Source organism: Actinoplanes sp. NPDC051633 (assembly GCF_040681735.1).
GTDB lineage: Bacteria > Actinomycetota > Actinomycetes > Mycobacteriales > Micromonosporaceae > Actinoplanes.
This window is the reverse complement of the sequence record NZ_JBFAZH010000056.1, coordinates 1-14,761: the sequence shown is the minus strand read 5'-3', so window position 1 is coordinate 14,761 and position 14,761 is coordinate 1. Positions and strand designations below refer to the sequence as shown.

Here is a 14,761-nt window from a genome sequence, read left to right as displayed (position 1 = left end):
GCCCGGATCACCTCCGCGGCCGCGTTCACCGCCTACCCCCGTGCCTGGGCCTTCGTGGTCGGCGCCTGCCTTCTCGGACTCGTCTTCTATCTCACGACGCTCATCGTCGAGCGCCTCGCGATGCCCTGGCAAACCAGACTTATCTCCTAGGAGCGCGGCATGCGTAAGAGTCGAATATTCCTGGCCTCACTCCTCGTGCTCGCCGCGTGCGGCACCGCCGACACCCCGACGACGCCCGCACCCGGCGGCAGCGGGGGTGCCCTCGCCCCCGTGAAGCTGCAGCTGCAGTGGTTCTACCAGGCCCAGTTCGCCGGCTACATCGCCGCCGTCGACCAGGGCTTCTACAAGGAACAGGGGCTCGACGTCCAGCTGCTCGAGGGCGGCGTCGACATCGTCCCGCAGACCGTGCTCGCTCAGGGCAAGGCCGACTACGCGGTCGCCTGGGTGCCCAAGGCGCTGGCCTCCCGCGAGCAGGGCGCCGGCATCACCGACGTCGGACAGATCTTCGCTCGCAGCGGCACGTACCAGGTCGCCTGGAAGGACAGCGGGATCACCTCGGCCGCCGACTTCAAGGGCAAGAAGATCGGCAACTGGGGCTTCGGCAACGAGTTCGAGCTGTTCGCCGGGATGACCAAGGCCGGGCTCGACCCCGGCAAGGACGTCACGCTGGTGCAGCAGCAGTTCGACATGCAGGCGCTGCTCAAGAAGGAGATCGACGCCGCCCAGGCGATGAGCTACAACGAGTACGCGCAGCTGCTCGAGGCCACCAACCCGGCGACCAAGAAGCTCTACACCGCCGACGACTTCCAGATCATCGACTGGAAGGAGGCCGGCACGTCGATGCTGCAGGACGCGGTGTGGGCGAACACCGAGAAGCTCAACGACCCGGCGTACCAGCAGCAGACCGTGAAGTTCCTGGTCGGCACGATCAAGGGCTGGGCGTTCTGCCGCGACAACGCGGAGAAGTGCCGTGACCTGGTGGTGGCCAAGGGTTCCAAGCTCGGCAAGAGCCACCAGCTGTGGCAGATGAACGAGACGAGCAAGCTGATCTGGCCGTCGCCGGCCGGCATCGGCACGATCGACGAGGCGGTCTGGAAGCAGACCGTCGACATCTCGCTGAACACCAAGAACCAGACCGGCGACTCGGTGCTGACCAAGCAGCCGGAAGGCCTGGCCTACACCAACGACTACATCAAGCAGGCCCAGGACCAGGCGAAGGCCGCGGGCATCGACATCAACGGCACGGCCTTCCAGCCGCAGACGGTGACCCTGACCGCCGGCGGCGCCTGACCGCGGATGGCCTGAGCAACGGATGGCCTGAGCAGCGAATGCGATGACGGGCGGGGACCGTGCCGCCCCCGCCCGTCCAGCAATGTCGTTCTCCGCCGCTACGCGCTCGTGGTCGCCAGGCTCTTCTTGCGGCTCGGCAGGACCACGTCGACCAGGCCGTAGTCCTTGGCCTCCTCGGCCGTCATGATCTTGTCGCGGTCGATGTCACGCTTCACCTTGTCCAGCGGCTGACCGGTGTCCTCGGCCAGCAGCTCCTCCATCTGGGACCGCATCCGCAAGATCTCGCGGGCCTGGATCTCCAGGTCGGTGCCCTGGCCCTGGATCGCGCCGCCCAGCGCCGGCTGGTGGATCATGATGCGGGAGTTGGGCAGCGCGAGCCGCTTGCCCTTGGTGCCGCCGGCCAGCAGGATGGCCGCCGCGGACGCCGCCTGGCCCAGGCACACCGTCGTGATGTCCGGCCGCACGTAACGCATGGTGTCGTAGATGGCGGTCATCGCCGTGTACGACCCACCCGGCGAGTTGATGTAGATGGTGATGTCCCGGTCGGGATCGATGCCCTCCAGGGTGAGCAGCTGCGCCATCACGTCGTTGGCGGACGTGTCGTCGACCTGCACGCCGAGGAAGATGATCCGGTCCTCGAACATCTTGGTGTACGGGTCCTTCGACGTGGTCCCGTACGAGGTGCGCTCGGTGAACTGCGGCACTACGTATCTGCTCTCGGCGTTCATCGCTAAAACGTAGCCAGGCGGGCCGGTGATCGGCCCGCCTGTTCGCCCTGAGCGTGTTCGCCCTGAGCGGAGTTAATGCCAGTTACCGGCGCGCGCGCCGTCGAATGAGGGCTTCCAGTCGGCGCTGTCCCGGCTGTCCGCGACGAACCCGAGCGCGGAGACGAGCGCGATGACGATGAAGAAGGCGAGAACCGCGAGTGCCATGACAACCATCCCTTTGGCTTCCTGAGCTGCTGTTGTCCATCAGCATGCGCCGATCGGGAGCACCGGAACAGTGGCAGTAATGCCACACCCCTACAAAATCCTGCCAACCTCGATTAGGCTTGGCCGCATGTTGCAGAAGGTGGCCGTGATCGCCCTCGACGATGTGGCGATGTTCGAGCTCGGCGTGGTCTGTGAGCTGTTCGGCTATGAGCGCGACGGCCTGCCGAAATACGAGTACTCGCTCTGCACGCCCGGCGGCGCTCCCGTGCGTACCCATGCCGGTTTCACCATCGTCCCCGACCACGACCTCGCGCCGGTCGACGACGCCGACCTGGTCGTGGTCGTGCCCTACAACTCCCACGAGGCGCCGCCCGACGAGGTGCTCCAGGCGCTGCGGCGGGCGAACGAGCGCGGCTCCTGGGTGATGAGCGTGTGCACCGGCGCCTTCGCGCTGGGCTACGCCGGCCTGCTCGACGACAAGCGCTGCACCACCCACTGGCTGCACACCGAGGAACTCGCCGAGCGGTTCCCGGCGGCCAAGGTCGACGCCGACGTCCTCTACGTCCAGGACGAGAACATCCTGACCAGCGCCGGCACCGCCGCGAGCGTGGACGCCGGGCTGCACCTGATCCGGCAGGAGCACGGCTCCGCGGTGGCCAACACGCTGGCCCGGCGCATGGTCGTCCCGCCGCACCGCGAGGGCGGGCAGGCACAGTTCATCGAGACGCCGATGCCGGTCGTCGAGTGCGACACACTGCAGCCGGTGCTCGCCCGGGTGCTCGAGACGCTCGACGACCCGCACACCGTCGACACGATGGCCGAGATGGCGCACATGGCCCCGCGTACGTTCGCCCGCAAGTTCCGCTCCGAGACCGGCGCCACCCCGCACGACTGGCTCACCGGCCAGCGCCTGCTGCTGGCCCGGCGCCTGCTGGAGGACTCCGACCTCGGCGTGGACACCATCGCGTCGCGGGCCGGTTTCGGCAGCGCCGCCACCCTGCGGCACCACTTCGCGCACCGGATGCGCACGACGCCGCAGGCCTACCGGGGGACTTTCCGATCACAACCCGTGTGAGCGGGCGATTCGCGGGAAATGCTGGCGGACATGACTCCCACGGTGTTCGTGCTCTTCGGTGCGACCGGCGACCTCGCCAAGCGGATGGTGCTGCCCGCGTTCTACACGCTCGCGGCCGAGGGGCTGCTGCCGCAGGACTGGATCCTGGTGGGCAACGGCCGCGGCGACGTCTCGCACGAGGACTTCCGCGGACGCGTCCGGGCCTCGCTCGAGGAGTTCGGGCCCGACCTCAAAGACGACGTGTGGACGGCGTTCGCCGCCCGGCTGCGGTTCGCCGGCGGTGGCTTCCAGTCGCATGACCCGGGCAGCCTGCTCGAGGTGATCGAGGAGGCGCGCGCGGCGGTGGGCAAGGACGCCCAGCTGGTGCACTACCTGGCGGTGCCGCCCGTCGCCTTCCCCGAGACGACCAAAGCTTTGGGTACGCACGGGCTGGTGGACGGCGCGCGCGTGGTCTACGAGAAGCCGTTCGGCACGTCGCCCGAGGAGTTCCGGCGCCTCGACCGGCTCGTCCACTCGGTGCTGAGCGAGGAGCAGGTCTATCGGATCGACCACTTCCTCGGCAAGGAGGCGACCCAGGAGCTGCACGTGCTGCGGTTCGCCAACGAGATGATCGGCGCGTTGTGGCACCGCGACCACATCGCGGCGGTGCAGATCGACGTGCCGGAGACACTCGACATCGCCGACCGTGCCGAGTTCTACGACGCGACCGGCGCGGTGCTCGACATGCTGGTCACGCACCTCTTCCAGGTGGCCGCCGAGGTGGCGATGGAGCAGCCGGCGTCGTTCGGGGCGGCGGATCTGCAAGCCGCCCGCGAGCGGGTGATCAAGAAGTTCCGCCCGCTCGACCCCGACGAGGTGGTGCTCGGGCAGTTCGCCGGCTACCGCGACGTCGACGGGATCAAGGCGCGGTCGCGGACCGACACGTACGTCGCGGCGAAGCTGTGGATCGACAACCCGCGGTGGCGCGGCGTGCCGTTCCTGCTGCGCACCGGCAAGCGGATGGCGCAGAGCGCGCAGCGGGTCAGCCTGGTGCTGCGTACGCCGGACGGGCCGTTCGGGAAGCTGCCCGACGTGTCGAACGTGCTGTCCTTCTCGCTGGCCGGCGACGGCGAGATCGACATGGTGCTGCTCGCCAAGAAGCCGGGCGTGGCCCTCGAACTCGACGTGGCATCGGTGCGCCTGCCGCTGGCCGACCTGCCCGACGCCGAGCCGCTGCCGCCGTACGTGCGGCTGATTCACGACGTGCTGATCGGGGACCGGTCACTGTTCACCCGGCCGGACGGGCTGGCGGCGGTGTGGAAGGTGGCCGGGCCGCTGCTGGCCAACCGGCCGCGGGTCGCGTCGTACCAGCCGGGGTCGTGGGGTCCTGCCCGCGCCAAGAAGCTGGCCGCGCCATATGGGTGGCTGCTCGGCGAGTGACGCTCTACCTTCGCGGCATGCGCAACATCCGGATCACCGTACGCGGCGCCTTCAACGGCCTCACCGAGTCGCAGCGCGCCGAGCTGCTCGCCGCCCAGGCCGACCACGACTTCCTGCACACCGTCTACACGCCCGAAGGGCACCTGGCCTACGACGTGGCGGCCCGGCCGTTCTTCACGTTCCGCTTCCTGGCCGAGGTGGCGGAGGAGAAGGACATCCCCGACGCGGCGGCGCAGGCCGAGCTGGACGCGATGGCCTGGTTCGACGAGCGCGGGTACGGCTACAAGAACGTGACCTCGCAGGCCGTCGACATGTCCGAGGTCCCGCTGGGCGCCAAGGGCCGCCGCTTGAATGAGGGTCATCTCCGGGGCTGACCCTGATCTGTCTGGGGCCGCCGGTGTTACAGGCTCCGGGCATGACGAAATTCGCAGCCCTGGTGGCCCCCGCGCTGATGCTCTTCTACGGCGTGACCCGCTACTTCGACGGCCTAGACGGTGACCGGGGCAACAGCTGGCTCTGGGACGCCGGCCACGTCGCGTTCTTCTTCGCCATCGTGCTCTTCGCGGTGCTGGGCGAGACGGTGCGCCGCCGGCACCCGGGCGTGATGACGACAGTCGCCGAGGCGGCCACGGTCTTCGGGGCGGCCTGCTTCCTGTGGGTCATCACGGGAGACATCTTCGACTCGTGGCCGGCGCTGCCGTCGATGCTGCAGATGGTCGGCCCGGTGCTGTTCCAGCTGGGCCTGCTGACCCTGCTGGTCCGCGAGGCGGTGGCGCGCCGGGTGCCGGCCTGGAGCCCGCTGCTGGTCCTGCTGGGCTTCGTGGCGATCCCGATCAGCCTGGACCTGCTGCCGCTGGCGGCCGTGCTGGTCGGCGCCGGCCTGGCCCCGCTGGCTCTGCGCCGCCGCGAGGGCGCCCCGGCCCGGGCCTGACCGCGGCCCGCCTGTGGACAACGACCAAAAACCGTCAGCCCGCCGGCGTAGTCTCCGACCCACCCAGTGCCGGGGTGGGGGAGGTGGCGGCCCCTTCGCGCAGGGTGCCCACCCACCCGCGGGGGCGCGCGGCCCGTCAGCGCTCGAGGGCGGCTGCGCCGCAACCGCGCCGGCTCCGGCCGGACAAGCGAGAAGTGGTAGCCCAGCGGCCTTTGCGGGGGCCGGATGCGTATGTGGGCTACCACTTCGGGTCTCGACCCGGCGGCGCGAGCGGGGAGTGGTAGGTCAGCGGCCTTTGCGGGGCTGGATGCGTATGTGGGCTACCACTGTGGGTCTCGACCCGAGGGCGCGGGCGGTGCTCGGCGACCTGTGCGAGGTCTGGGAAACGGCCGTGGGCGCGTGCGTGGGAGTGGTAGCCCAGCCACCTTTGCGAGGCTCAACAGCGTGGGTGGGCTACCACTGTGGGCCTCCGCCGGGCCGGTGCCGGCGAAAGTGGTAGGTCAGCGTCCTTTGCGGGGGCTGGATACGTGGGTCGGCTACCACTTCGGGTCTGGACCCGGCGGCGCGAGCGGGTAGTGGTAGGTCAGCGTCCTTTGCGGGGGCTGGACGCGTAGGTGGGCTACCACTGTGGTCTCGACCCTCGGAGTGGTAGGCCAGCCACCTTTGCGAGGGCTGGATACGTGGGTGGGCTACCACTTCGGACCCGCCGGAGTGGTACGCGGTGGCGTTGCCCGCGCAGCGCAGGGCGGCGACCGGCCTCGGTGGGAACGACGGTCCGCACCACCCACTGTGGTGCGACTTCTCACGAAGTCGATCGACTGGGCTCCGCGATCGCGTAGCGGCTCATCGCCAGCAAGGGGAAGGTCAGGGCGGCCAGGACGACGCCCAGCGCCGCCACCGCGAGCATCGCACCGCGCAGCCCCGCCGCCGACGACCACAGGCCGACGTAGACCGGCCCCACCAGGAAGCCCAGGTAGGACACGACCGTCACGACGGCGGTCGCCCGGCCGCGGGCGGACTCGGCCACGTTGCGCGAGACGATGCTCAGCAAGGTCGGGAACAGGGCCGCCGTGCCCGCCGCGGCGAGGACGAGCCCGGCCAGGGCCGTCGGCACGGAGCCGGCCCGGGACAGGACCGTCGCGCCGGCCGCCGCCGTCAGGGCCCCGGTCACCAGGACCAGCCTCGCGCGGGCTGGGTCCAGCTTGCTGGCCGCGTACCGGGTCAGGGCCACCACCGCGGCGAAGGCGGCCGGGGCGACCGCGCTCAGGCCCGGGCCGGCGTTCAGGATGTCCTGCATGAAGACGGCGCCCCAGCTCTGGTGGGCGTTCTCGCTGGCGAACGCCAGCGCGCCGAGCGCGCCCACGAGCAGCAGCGGGACGACCGGCGCGCGGGGGCCGGTGGCGGCCGGCTCCCGGTCCGGGGCTTCGGCGGGCAGCGCGCGCCGGATCGCCACGGCGGCCAGGACCGACAGCAGCAGCACGGCCGCGAACGGTCCCCACGTGGGCGCGCCGAGGGCGTAGGCGCCGCCGGTGCCGAGGCTGGACACGACGACCGCGCTGGAGAACGTCGCGGCGGCTCTGGTGATGACCGGCCGGCCGGAGCGCTGCTCGGCGCGGCCACCGACCGAGTTCAGGGCGACGTCGGCGGCGCCGCTGGTGATGCCGACGACGGTGAGGCCGGCGCACAGGCTGACCAGCCCGTCCGCGGTGATCGCCAGGGCGACCCCGGCGCCGCCCAGTGCGGCCACCAGGGGCCCGGTCAGGCGCAGGCCCCAGCGGTCGAGCGCCCGGCCGGTCAGCAGCATCGCGGGCAGGGCGCCGGCGCTGATGAACAGCAGCGCGGTGCCGAGCCGGCCGTCGTCGAGACCGGCCTGGTCGCGGACGCGGGGCACGGCCGAACCCCAGGTGCCCCAGAACGCGCCGAAGGCGGCGGACGCGAGGTAGGCGGCGCGGCTAAGCATTGTGTAACGCTACACAGCTATGCTCCGGTAGTGCAATCGAAGCGGGTGACCATGACCGACGTGGCGCGCGCCGCCGGGGTGTCGCCGATGACGGTGTCGTACACCTACAACCGGCCGGAGCGGGTGTCCGCCGAGAGTCGCGACCGGGTGCTGCGGACCGCGGCCGAACTCGGGTATGCCGGGCCGGACCCCAGCGCGCGGTCCCTGCGCTACGGCGCCACCCGCACCCTCGGCGTCGTGCTGGGCGAGCACCTCACGTACGCGTTCGACGATCCGCCGGCCGTCTCCTTCCTCGCCGGCGTCGCCGAGGTCTGCGCGGAACGCGGATACGGGCTGCTCATCGTGCCGACCGGCGTGGGCGCGGCGGACCGCGAGCGGGTGGTCGCCGCGGCGGTCGACGCCTACGTCGTGTGGACCACCACCGACGACGACCCGGTGCTGGACGGCGCCTGCAGCACCCGCCGGCCCGTCGTCGTCCACGGCGGCCCGCGGCGGGACGGCACCACGCTGATCAGCATCGACAACCGCCGGGCGGCGCGCGCGGTGGGCGCCGAGGTGTGCGCGGGCGCCCGCCGCCCGGCGGTGCTGAGCTTCCCCGTCGACCGCGACCGGGAGATCTTTGTGCGGCCGGGGATCGATCCCGCGACCGTCGCCTATCCGGTGACCCGGGACCGGCTGGCCGGTTACCGCGACGCCGCCCGCGACCTCGGCATCGACTGGGCGGGGGTGCCCGTCGGCGTGTGCCGCACCGACGACGAGGGCGAGGCCAGGACGGTCGTGCGTCAGTTGCTGACGGCGGCGCCCGATCTCGACGCGATCGCCGCGATGGGCGACCGGCTGGCGGTCGTTGCCCTGCGCGAGACCGGCGACTCGGTGCGGATCAGCGGCTGGAACGACTCGGATCTCGCGCGGGAGCACGATCTCACGACGGTGGCCCAGTCGCTGCGCGAGCAGGGCGCGGCGTGCGCGGCGGCGGCGCTGGGAGATGCGGCGCCGGATTACCGCGACGCGTGGCGGGTGGTACGGCGGTCGTCGACCTCAGGCTGACCGGCGGACGGTCTTGCGCATGCGGACCAGCGGGACCTCCGCGCCTCCGGTGGCGTCGGTGAGCTGCTCGATCACCCGATAGCCGGCGGCCTCGTACAGTGGGCGGCCGGCCATCGTACCCATCAGCTCCAGAACCTCGAATCCCTCGGCGGCCGCCGCCTCCTCGCAGGTCCGCAGGACCAGACGGCCGACGCCGCGGCGGGTGTATGCCGGGTGGGTGTACATCGCGCGGATGCGGGCCGGGTCGCGCGACGGGTCCAGCAGCGCCGCGTCGCGGCCCGACGAGTGGTCGCCGCCGTAGAGCGTCGCCCGCCGGCTCCAGCCACCGCACCCCGCGAACTCGTCGCCGATCAGCACCACGTAGTACGTGCCGTCGGCGATGAGCTGCGTGTCCAGACCCATGATGGCCCGGCTCGAGTCGATCTGCGCGGGCGTGAGGAACGGCTGCTGCAGCTCGGCCGTCGCGGCCGCGATCAGCGGCAGCAGCGCAGGCAGGTCAGCCTCGGTGGCGAGCCTGATCAGCATGGTGGCGAGCCTAACGCTTCAGGGGCACGATGAGCCCATGGGCGAATATCGGGCGGCCTACGACCGCAGCATGCAGGACCCGGCCGGATTCTGGCGGGACGCGGCCGCCGCGATCGACTGGGAGAGGCCGCCCGGCCGCATCCTCGACGAGAGTGCCGCGCCGCTGTTCCGCTGGTTTCCGGACGCCACCCTCAACACCTGCTACAACGCGCTCGACCGGCACGTCGACAGCGACCGGACGGCCCTCATCCACGACAGTCCGCTGACCGGGACGATCCGCACCTACAGCTATCGGGAGCTGCGCGACGAGGTGGCGGTCTTCGCCGGCGCGCTGCGCAGGCTCGGTGTGGGCAAGGGGGACCGCGTCGTCATCTACATGGCGATGGTGCCCGAGGCGGTCGTGGCGATGCTGGCCTGCGCGCGGCTCGGCGCGGTGCACTCGGTGGTCTTCGGCGGCTTCGGCGCGAAGGAGTTGGCGGCGCGGGTCGACGACGCCCGGCCCAAGGTGATCGTCGCCAGCTCCTGCGGGCTCGAGCCGTCGCGGGTCGTGCCGTACCAGCCGATGCTCGACGCGGTGCCCGGCGACACGCCGCGGATCATCCTGCAGCGGCCGCAGATGCCGTTCACCGAGCTGCGGCCGGGCGACCTGACCTGGGAGCAGGCGATCGACGGGGCCGAGCCGGCCGACTGTGTGCCGGTCGCCGCCACCGACCCGCTCTACATCCTCTACACCTCGGGGACGACCGGGAAGCCGAAGGGCGTCGTCCGCGACAACGGCGGTCACGCGGTGGCGCTGCGCTGGTCGATGGAGGCGATCTTCGCGGCCGGGCCGGGCGACGTCTTCTGGGCCGCCTCCGACGTGGGCTGGGTGGTCGGCCATTCGTACATCGTCTACGCACCGTTGCTGACCGGCGCGACGACCGTCCTCTACGAGGGCAAACCCGTCGGCACCCCGGACGCCGGCGCGTTCTGGCGGGTGATCGCCCAGCATCGCGTCAACGTCATGTTCACCGCGCCCACGGCCATCCGGGCGGTCAAGAAGGAAGACCCCGACGGCAAACTGCTCGATGGGTACGACCTCAGCAGCCTGCGCCGCCTGTTCCTGGCCGGCGAGCGGCTCGACCCCGAGACCTACACCTGGGCCGGCGAACGACTCGGCGTCCCGGTCCTCGACAACTGGTGGCAGACCGAGACCGGCTGGCCCATCGCCGCCAGCCCGCGCGGTCTCGAGGAGCTGCCGACCAAGCCGGGCTCGCCCTCGGTGCCGATCCCGGGCTATCGGGTCCGCGTGGTCGACGGCTCCGGCCAGGACGTTCCGCCGGGCGTGGACGGGTCGATCGTCATCGAGCTGCCGCTGCCGCCCGGGTGCCTGCCCACGCTGTGGGGCGACGACGAGCGGTACCGGCGGTCCTATCTGTCCGCGTACCCCGGGAACTATCTGACCGGGGACGGCGGCAGGTTCGACTCCGACGGCTACCTCTACGTGATGGGCCGCACCGACGACGTCATCAACGTGGCCGGTCACCGGCTCTCCACCGGCGCGATGGAGGAGGTGCTGGCCGCGCATCCGGCGGTGGCCGAGTGCGCGGTCATCGGCGTCGAGGACGGCTTGAAGGGGCAGGTCCCGCGCGGCCTGGTGGTGCTGAAGAGCGGCGTCGCCACCTCGTCCGACGTGGTCGTCGCCGAACTGGTCGCGATGGTGCGCGAGCAGATCGGCGCCGTCGCCGCGCTGCGCCGGATCGACGTGGTGCCCGGCCTGCCGAAGACCCGGTCGGGCAAGATCCTGCGGCGCACGATGCGCGGGATCGCCGACGGCCGGGACGAGCCGGTGCCGTCCACGATCGAGGACCCGGGCGTCCTCGACACCCTGCGGCCGGTGTTGCGGCGAGGTTGACCCGTCGGGCGCCTGGATCTTCGCGCAAGCGACGGCTACCGTCCCGGCATGCGCTTCTACCGCGGGCCGCTGATCACCCTCGGCCTGGCCGTCCTGCTGCTGGTGACGGCGGTGCTGCTCGACCGCACGTCCGGCGAGGGCGGGCGCGACGTCGCCCTGCTGCTCGGCGTCGCGGCCCTCTACTTCCTGCTACCGGTGGCCGTGCTGTGGTTCGTGGTCGCCGCCGTGCGGCAGACCCGCTCCCGTCGTCGGTGAGGCCGTCCTGATCAGCCGATCCGGGCGCGGATCCAGTCGTGGAAGGCGCCGATGTGGTGCTCGCTGGGGACCAGGACGCCGCCGTCCCGGTACGCGCGGGAGGACATCCCCGGCTGGCAGCGTTCGCAGGCCTCGAAGTCCTGGCGGTTCACCCGGTCGAACAGCTCGACCGACGGGTCCAGGTCGGCGCCCGACGCGACCACCTCGGGGGTGAAGAGCCAGTCGCACTCGATGACCGTGCGGTCCGCGGCGAGGGGGAACATCCGGTGCACGATCGCGTGGTCGGGCACCAGGTTGATGAACACCTGCGGCTTGATGGTGATCGCGTAGTAGCGCCTGTCCTGCGCCGCGTCGATCGTGCCGATCGTGGACTGACCGGCGCTGCCGTCGACCGTGAAACCCTCGATGCCCGGCCCGAACTCCGCGCCGTGCCCGACGTAGTACTGCGCCGCGTAGCCGCCGGCGAACTCCGGCAGCACGTGGGTCAGCTCGGGGTGGATGGTGGAGCAGTGGTAGCACTCCATGAAGTTCTCGATGACCAGCTTCCAGTTCGCCGCCACGTCGTAGCGGATGCGGCGGCCGACGGTCAGGTCCTCGAGCCGGTACCGCTCGATCGACGCCAGGTCACCGAGCCGTTCCACGCAGGCGCCCATCACATCGTCGGCGAACGACGGCGGCTCGTCCGCGAGGCACACCCACACGTAGCCGAGCCACTCGCGCACGTGCACCCGGCGCAAGCCGTACTCGACGCGGTCGACGTCCGGCATCTTCACCAGGTTGGGTGCGGCCACCAGCTTGCCGTCGAGGTCGTACGCCCAGGCGTGGTACATGCAGCGGAAGGTACGTTTCACCGCGCCCTCGGCGGCGTCGCAGAGCCTCGCCCCACGGTGCCGGCAGACGTTGAGGAAGGCACGGGCCGCACCCCACGACGACCGGGTCACCAGGATGCTCTCGCGGCCCACGTCGACGGTCCGGAAGGAGCCGGGCGTGGCGATGTCCTCGCCGCGGACGACGCAGAACCACATCGCCTCGAACACCGTGGACTGCTCGGCGGCGAAGAGTGCGGAGTCGGTGTAGTAGTGACCGGCCAGCGTGGGGATCAACGAGGTCATGGCGTCGCCTCCTATCGCCGGATGCGTTCCATCTTGGGGTCCACCAGGGGCTCCTCGGAAACGACGGCGTTCAGCAATCGGTCGAAGTACCGGATCTTCACTTCCGCACCCACCTTCAGGTCGGCCGGCAGCCACGCGTAGGCGATCGGAGCCCTGACGGTGTGCCCGAAGGCGGCGCTGGTCACATGTCCGATCGTCCGCCCGTCGACGAGCACCGGCTCGCGACCCATCGGGACCCGGTCGACGCGGGACAGCACCAGGCAGGTCAGGCGCCGGTCCGGCGGCTCGTCGGTCCGCAGGGCCCCCTTCCCGACGAAGTCACCGGCGTCCAAGCGCACGGCGAAACCGAGACCGCTCTGGTACGGGTCGTCCTCGGCGCTCATGTCCGTACCCCAGAGCCGGTAGCCCTTCTCCAGCCGAAGGCTGTTGAACGCCGCCCGCCCGGCGGCGATCACGCCCAGCTCGCGCCCCGCGGCCCACAGCGTGTCCCAGAGCGTGAGCCCCTGATCCGCGCTCGCGTAGATCTCCCACCCGAGCTCGCCCACATAGGACACCCGCAGCATGGTCACCGGCACCGTGCCCACGTGCCCCTGCCGCGCCTTGAAATACCCGAAGGCCTGATGCGACACGTCGATGTCGGTCAGCGGCGCGACCAGGTCACGCGCCCGCGGTCCCCACACGCCGACGCAGCAGGTGCCGCCGGTGATGTCGCGCACGATGACTCCGGCCGGCGCGTGCCGGCGCAGCCAGTGCAGGTCGAGCGGGGAGTTGACGCCGATCTGGAACCGGTCCTCGGCGAGCCGCGCGACGGTGATGTCGGACCGGATGCCCCCGGCGTGATCGAGCAGCAGCGTGTAGACGACGGTGCCCACCGGCCGGTCCACGTTGTTCGTGGTCAGCCCCTGCAGGAACGACACCGGGCCGGTGACCTCGAGCCGCATCAGCGGAGTCATGTCGTAGAGCGCGACCTTCTCCCGGGTGGCGACCGACTCGGTGGCCGCCCGGGGGGACCAGTGCTTGAGGGACCACTCGTCCCGTTCGAAGCCCTCGAAGAAGGCGTTCGACTCGTACCACAGGGGTCGCTCCCAGCCCGCGCCCTCGCCGAACACCGCGCCCAGCGCGACCTGCCGCTCGTGGAACGGGCTGACCCGCAGGTTCCGCACGGACGGCGGGTCCAGCGGGTGGATGATGTCGTAGACCTCGACGAAGCTGCGCATCGACCGCTCGCGGACATAGGCGGGGGAGAGCTGCGACTCGTGAAAGCGGTTGAGGTCGCACTCGTGCAAGTCCAGCGACGGCCGGCCGTCGACGATCCACTCGGCGACCGCGCGGGCCGCCCCGGCCGAGTGCGTGACCCAGACCGCCTCGGCGGACCAGAAGCCCTTCACCGCGGGGGATTCGCCGAGCAGCGGGAATCCGTCGGGGGTGAACGAGAAGACGCCGTTGAAGCCGCTCGCCACGGTCGCCTCGCCGAGCACCGGCAGCAGCTCGCCGGCGGCCTTCCACGACTCGGCGAAGTCGTCGGGCGTGAAGTCGAGCATCCCGTCGGTGAAGCCGGTCGGATCCACCGGCATCGGGTCGTGGAGGTAGGAGCCCACGCCGAGGTGGTCGTCGTAGGCGCGAAAATACAGGTCACGGTCCTGGTGCCGCAGGATCGTGGTGGGCGGCGCGGCCACTGTGGACGTCCGGGCGTACTGGTGGGCCATCGGGAGCAACGGAATGTGGACCCCGGCCATGGCGCCGATCTGCGGTCCCCAGAAGCCGGCGCAGCTCACGACGATGTCAGCCGGGTACTCCGAGACGTCGGTCCGGACCCCGGTCACCGCGCCGCCGGCGGTGCGGATCTCGACGACCCGCTCCCGTTGGACAAATCGCGCGCCGACGGACCGAGCCCGCTCGGCTTGCAGAGAGGATGCCTCCACCGCCCGCGCCAGCCCGTCGGTGGGCACGTGCAGCCCGGCCAGCACCGAGTCCCCGAGCAGTGGATACAGGTCGCGGCAGGCGGAGTCGTCGAGGATGGCGGAGGAGATGCCCCAGGACGTCGCGAAGCCGTGCCGACGGTACAGCTCGGCGACCCGGGCGGGCGTGGTCGCCACCTCGAGGCTTCCGACCTGGTCGAAGCAGCCCAGCTCGACGTACTTCTCGACGGTGTAGCGGGCGAAGCGGGCCATCGTCCGTGACGGGTTGGTCTGGAACACCAGGCCGGGCGCGTGCGAGCTGGAGCCGCCGGTGGAATACAGCGGCCCCTGCTCGATCACGGTCACGTCGTCGCAGCCGCGCTGGGTAAACTGGTGGGCGTGCGGGAAGCCGACGATGCCCGC

General features: G+C 71.1%; 14 protein-coding genes. 8 read left to right on the top strand and 6 right to left on the bottom strand.

The window, feature by feature from the left end; all coding sequences use genetic code 11:
* The first annotated feature begins 159 nt into the window (after nucleotides 1-159).
* Nucleotides 160-1,290 (top strand): ABC transporter substrate-binding protein, encoded by a 1,131-nt coding sequence (locus AB0M20_RS05810; RefSeq protein ID WP_364294366.1) that lies wholly within the window; start codon nucleotides 160-162, stop codon nucleotides 1,288-1,290.
* Between the two features lie 98 nt (nucleotides 1,291-1,388).
* On the opposite strand, the gene AB0M20_RS05805 is transcribed toward AB0M20_RS05810, so the two are convergent.
* Both AB0M20_RS05805 and AB0M20_RS05800 read right to left on the bottom strand, forming a co-directional pair.
* A complete protein-coding gene (locus tag AB0M20_RS05805; protein WP_364294363.1) occupies nucleotides 1,389-2,018 on the bottom strand; it encodes an ATP-dependent Clp protease proteolytic subunit in 630 nt (209 codons plus the stop codon).
* Nucleotides 2,019-2,090: 72 nt separating this feature from the next.
* The gene (locus AB0M20_RS05800; protein ID WP_364294360.1) at nucleotides 2,091-2,222 is read right to left on the bottom strand and encodes a hypothetical protein; all 132 of its coding nucleotides are present in this window, start codon (nucleotides 2,220-2,222) and stop codon (nucleotides 2,091-2,093) included.
* A 127-nt stretch (nucleotides 2,223-2,349) separates the two neighbouring features.
* Here AB0M20_RS05800 and AB0M20_RS05795 point away from each other — a divergent pair, with 127 nt between their 5' ends.
* From AB0M20_RS05795 to AB0M20_RS05780, 4 genes are read left to right on the top strand one after another with little or no spacing between them, the layout of a single operon-like run.
* A complete protein-coding gene (locus AB0M20_RS05795; RefSeq protein ID WP_364294357.1) occupies nucleotides 2,350-3,297 on the top strand; it encodes a helix-turn-helix domain-containing protein in 948 nt (315 codons plus the stop codon).
* 30 nt (nucleotides 3,298-3,327) lie between these two features.
* Entirely contained in the window at nucleotides 3,328-4,716 is a 1,389-nt protein-coding gene (locus AB0M20_RS05790) for a glucose-6-phosphate dehydrogenase (NADP(+)) (protein WP_364294354.1), read from the top strand.
* Nucleotides 4,717-4,733: 17 nt separating this feature from the next.
* Nucleotides 4,734-5,090, top strand: a complete 357-nt coding sequence (locus AB0M20_RS05785; RefSeq protein ID WP_364294351.1) for a DUF6204 family protein — start codon at nucleotides 4,734-4,736, stop codon at nucleotides 5,088-5,090.
* Nucleotides 5,091-5,131: 41 nt separating this feature from the next.
* On the top strand, nucleotides 5,132-5,647 hold the full coding sequence (locus AB0M20_RS05780; RefSeq protein WP_364294348.1) for a hypothetical protein: 516 nt from the start codon (nucleotides 5,132-5,134) through the stop codon (nucleotides 5,645-5,647).
* Nucleotides 5,648-6,449: 802 nt separating this feature from the next.
* On the opposite strand, the gene AB0M20_RS05775 is transcribed toward AB0M20_RS05780, so the two are convergent.
* Nucleotides 6,450-7,607 (bottom strand): MFS transporter, encoded by a 1,158-nt coding sequence (locus AB0M20_RS05775; protein ID WP_364294345.1) that lies wholly within the window; start codon nucleotides 7,605-7,607, stop codon nucleotides 6,450-6,452.
* A 30-nt stretch (nucleotides 7,608-7,637) separates the two neighbouring features.
* Here AB0M20_RS05775 and AB0M20_RS05770 point away from each other — a divergent pair, with 30 nt between their 5' ends.
* Nucleotides 7,638-8,654, top strand: a complete 1,017-nt coding sequence (locus tag AB0M20_RS05770; RefSeq protein WP_364294342.1) for a LacI family DNA-binding transcriptional regulator — start codon at nucleotides 7,638-7,640, stop codon at nucleotides 8,652-8,654.
* Here the strand turns inward: AB0M20_RS05770 and AB0M20_RS05765 are convergent.
* Nucleotides 8,646-9,179 (bottom strand): GNAT family N-acetyltransferase, encoded by a 534-nt coding sequence (locus AB0M20_RS05765; protein WP_364294339.1) that lies wholly within the window; start codon nucleotides 9,177-9,179, stop codon nucleotides 8,646-8,648. The two genes, AB0M20_RS05770 and AB0M20_RS05765, sit on opposite strands and share 9 nt — an antisense overlap.
* 37 nt (nucleotides 9,180-9,216) lie before the next feature.
* On the opposite strand from AB0M20_RS05765, the gene AB0M20_RS05760 reads away from it, so the two are divergent.
* Both AB0M20_RS05760 and AB0M20_RS05755 read left to right on the top strand, forming a co-directional pair.
* A complete protein-coding gene (locus AB0M20_RS05760) occupies nucleotides 9,217-11,073 on the top strand; it encodes an AMP-binding protein (protein WP_364294336.1) in 1,857 nt (618 codons plus the stop codon).
* Between the two features lie 48 nt (nucleotides 11,074-11,121).
* Nucleotides 11,122-11,328 carry a hypothetical protein gene (locus tag AB0M20_RS05755; RefSeq protein ID WP_364294333.1) on the top strand — a complete coding sequence of 69 codons (207 nt, stop codon included), beginning with the start codon at nucleotides 11,122-11,124 and terminating at the stop codon, nucleotides 11,326-11,328.
* Between the two features lie 11 nt (nucleotides 11,329-11,339).
* Here AB0M20_RS05755 and AB0M20_RS05750 read toward each other — a convergent pair whose 3' ends face one another.
* The gene (locus AB0M20_RS05750; protein ID WP_364294330.1) at nucleotides 11,340-12,440 is read right to left on the bottom strand and encodes an aromatic ring-hydroxylating dioxygenase subunit alpha; all 1,101 of its coding nucleotides are present in this window, start codon (nucleotides 12,438-12,440) and stop codon (nucleotides 11,340-11,342) included.
* Between the two features lie 11 nt (nucleotides 12,441-12,451).
* Nucleotides 12,452-14,761 (bottom strand): FAD-dependent oxidoreductase (locus AB0M20_RS05745; RefSeq protein ID WP_364294327.1); only part of this gene is annotated, 2,310 nt, incomplete at its 5' end.

What these genes read in the sequence shown, in the direction of transcription:
- AB0M20_RS05810 (WP_364294366.1), top strand. Translation starts at nt 160, where the DNA reads ATGCGTAAGAGTCGAATATTCCTGGCCTCACTCCTCGTGCTCGCCGCG.
- AB0M20_RS05805 (WP_364294363.1), bottom strand. Translation starts at nt 2,018, where the DNA reads ATGAACGCCGAGAGCAGATACGTAGTGCCGCAGTTCACCGAGCGCACC.
- AB0M20_RS05800 (WP_364294360.1), bottom strand. Translation starts at nt 2,222, where the DNA reads ATGGCACTCGCGGTTCTCGCCTTCTTCATCGTCATCGCGCTCGTCTCC.
- AB0M20_RS05795 (WP_364294357.1), top strand. Translation starts at nt 2,350, where the DNA reads ATGTTGCAGAAGGTGGCCGTGATCGCCCTCGACGATGTGGCGATGTTC.
- AB0M20_RS05790 (WP_364294354.1), top strand. Translation starts at nt 3,328, where the DNA reads ATGACTCCCACGGTGTTCGTGCTCTTCGGTGCGACCGGCGACCTCGCC.
- AB0M20_RS05785 (WP_364294351.1), top strand. Translation starts at nt 4,734, where the DNA reads ATGCGCAACATCCGGATCACCGTACGCGGCGCCTTCAACGGCCTCACC.
- AB0M20_RS05780 (WP_364294348.1), top strand. Translation starts at nt 5,132, where the DNA reads ATGACGAAATTCGCAGCCCTGGTGGCCCCCGCGCTGATGCTCTTCTAC.
- AB0M20_RS05775 (WP_364294345.1), bottom strand. Translation starts at nt 7,607, where the DNA reads ATGCTTAGCCGCGCCGCCTACCTCGCGTCCGCCGCCTTCGGCGCGTTC.
- AB0M20_RS05765 (WP_364294339.1), bottom strand. Translation starts at nt 9,179, where the DNA reads ATGCTGATCAGGCTCGCCACCGAGGCTGACCTGCCTGCGCTGCTGCCG.
- AB0M20_RS05760 (WP_364294336.1), top strand. Translation starts at nt 9,217, where the DNA reads ATGGGCGAATATCGGGCGGCCTACGACCGCAGCATGCAGGACCCGGCC.
- AB0M20_RS05755 (WP_364294333.1), top strand. Translation starts at nt 11,122, where the DNA reads ATGCGCTTCTACCGCGGGCCGCTGATCACCCTCGGCCTGGCCGTCCTG.
- AB0M20_RS05750 (WP_364294330.1), bottom strand. Translation starts at nt 12,440, where the DNA reads ATGACCTCGTTGATCCCCACGCTGGCCGGTCACTACTACACCGACTCC.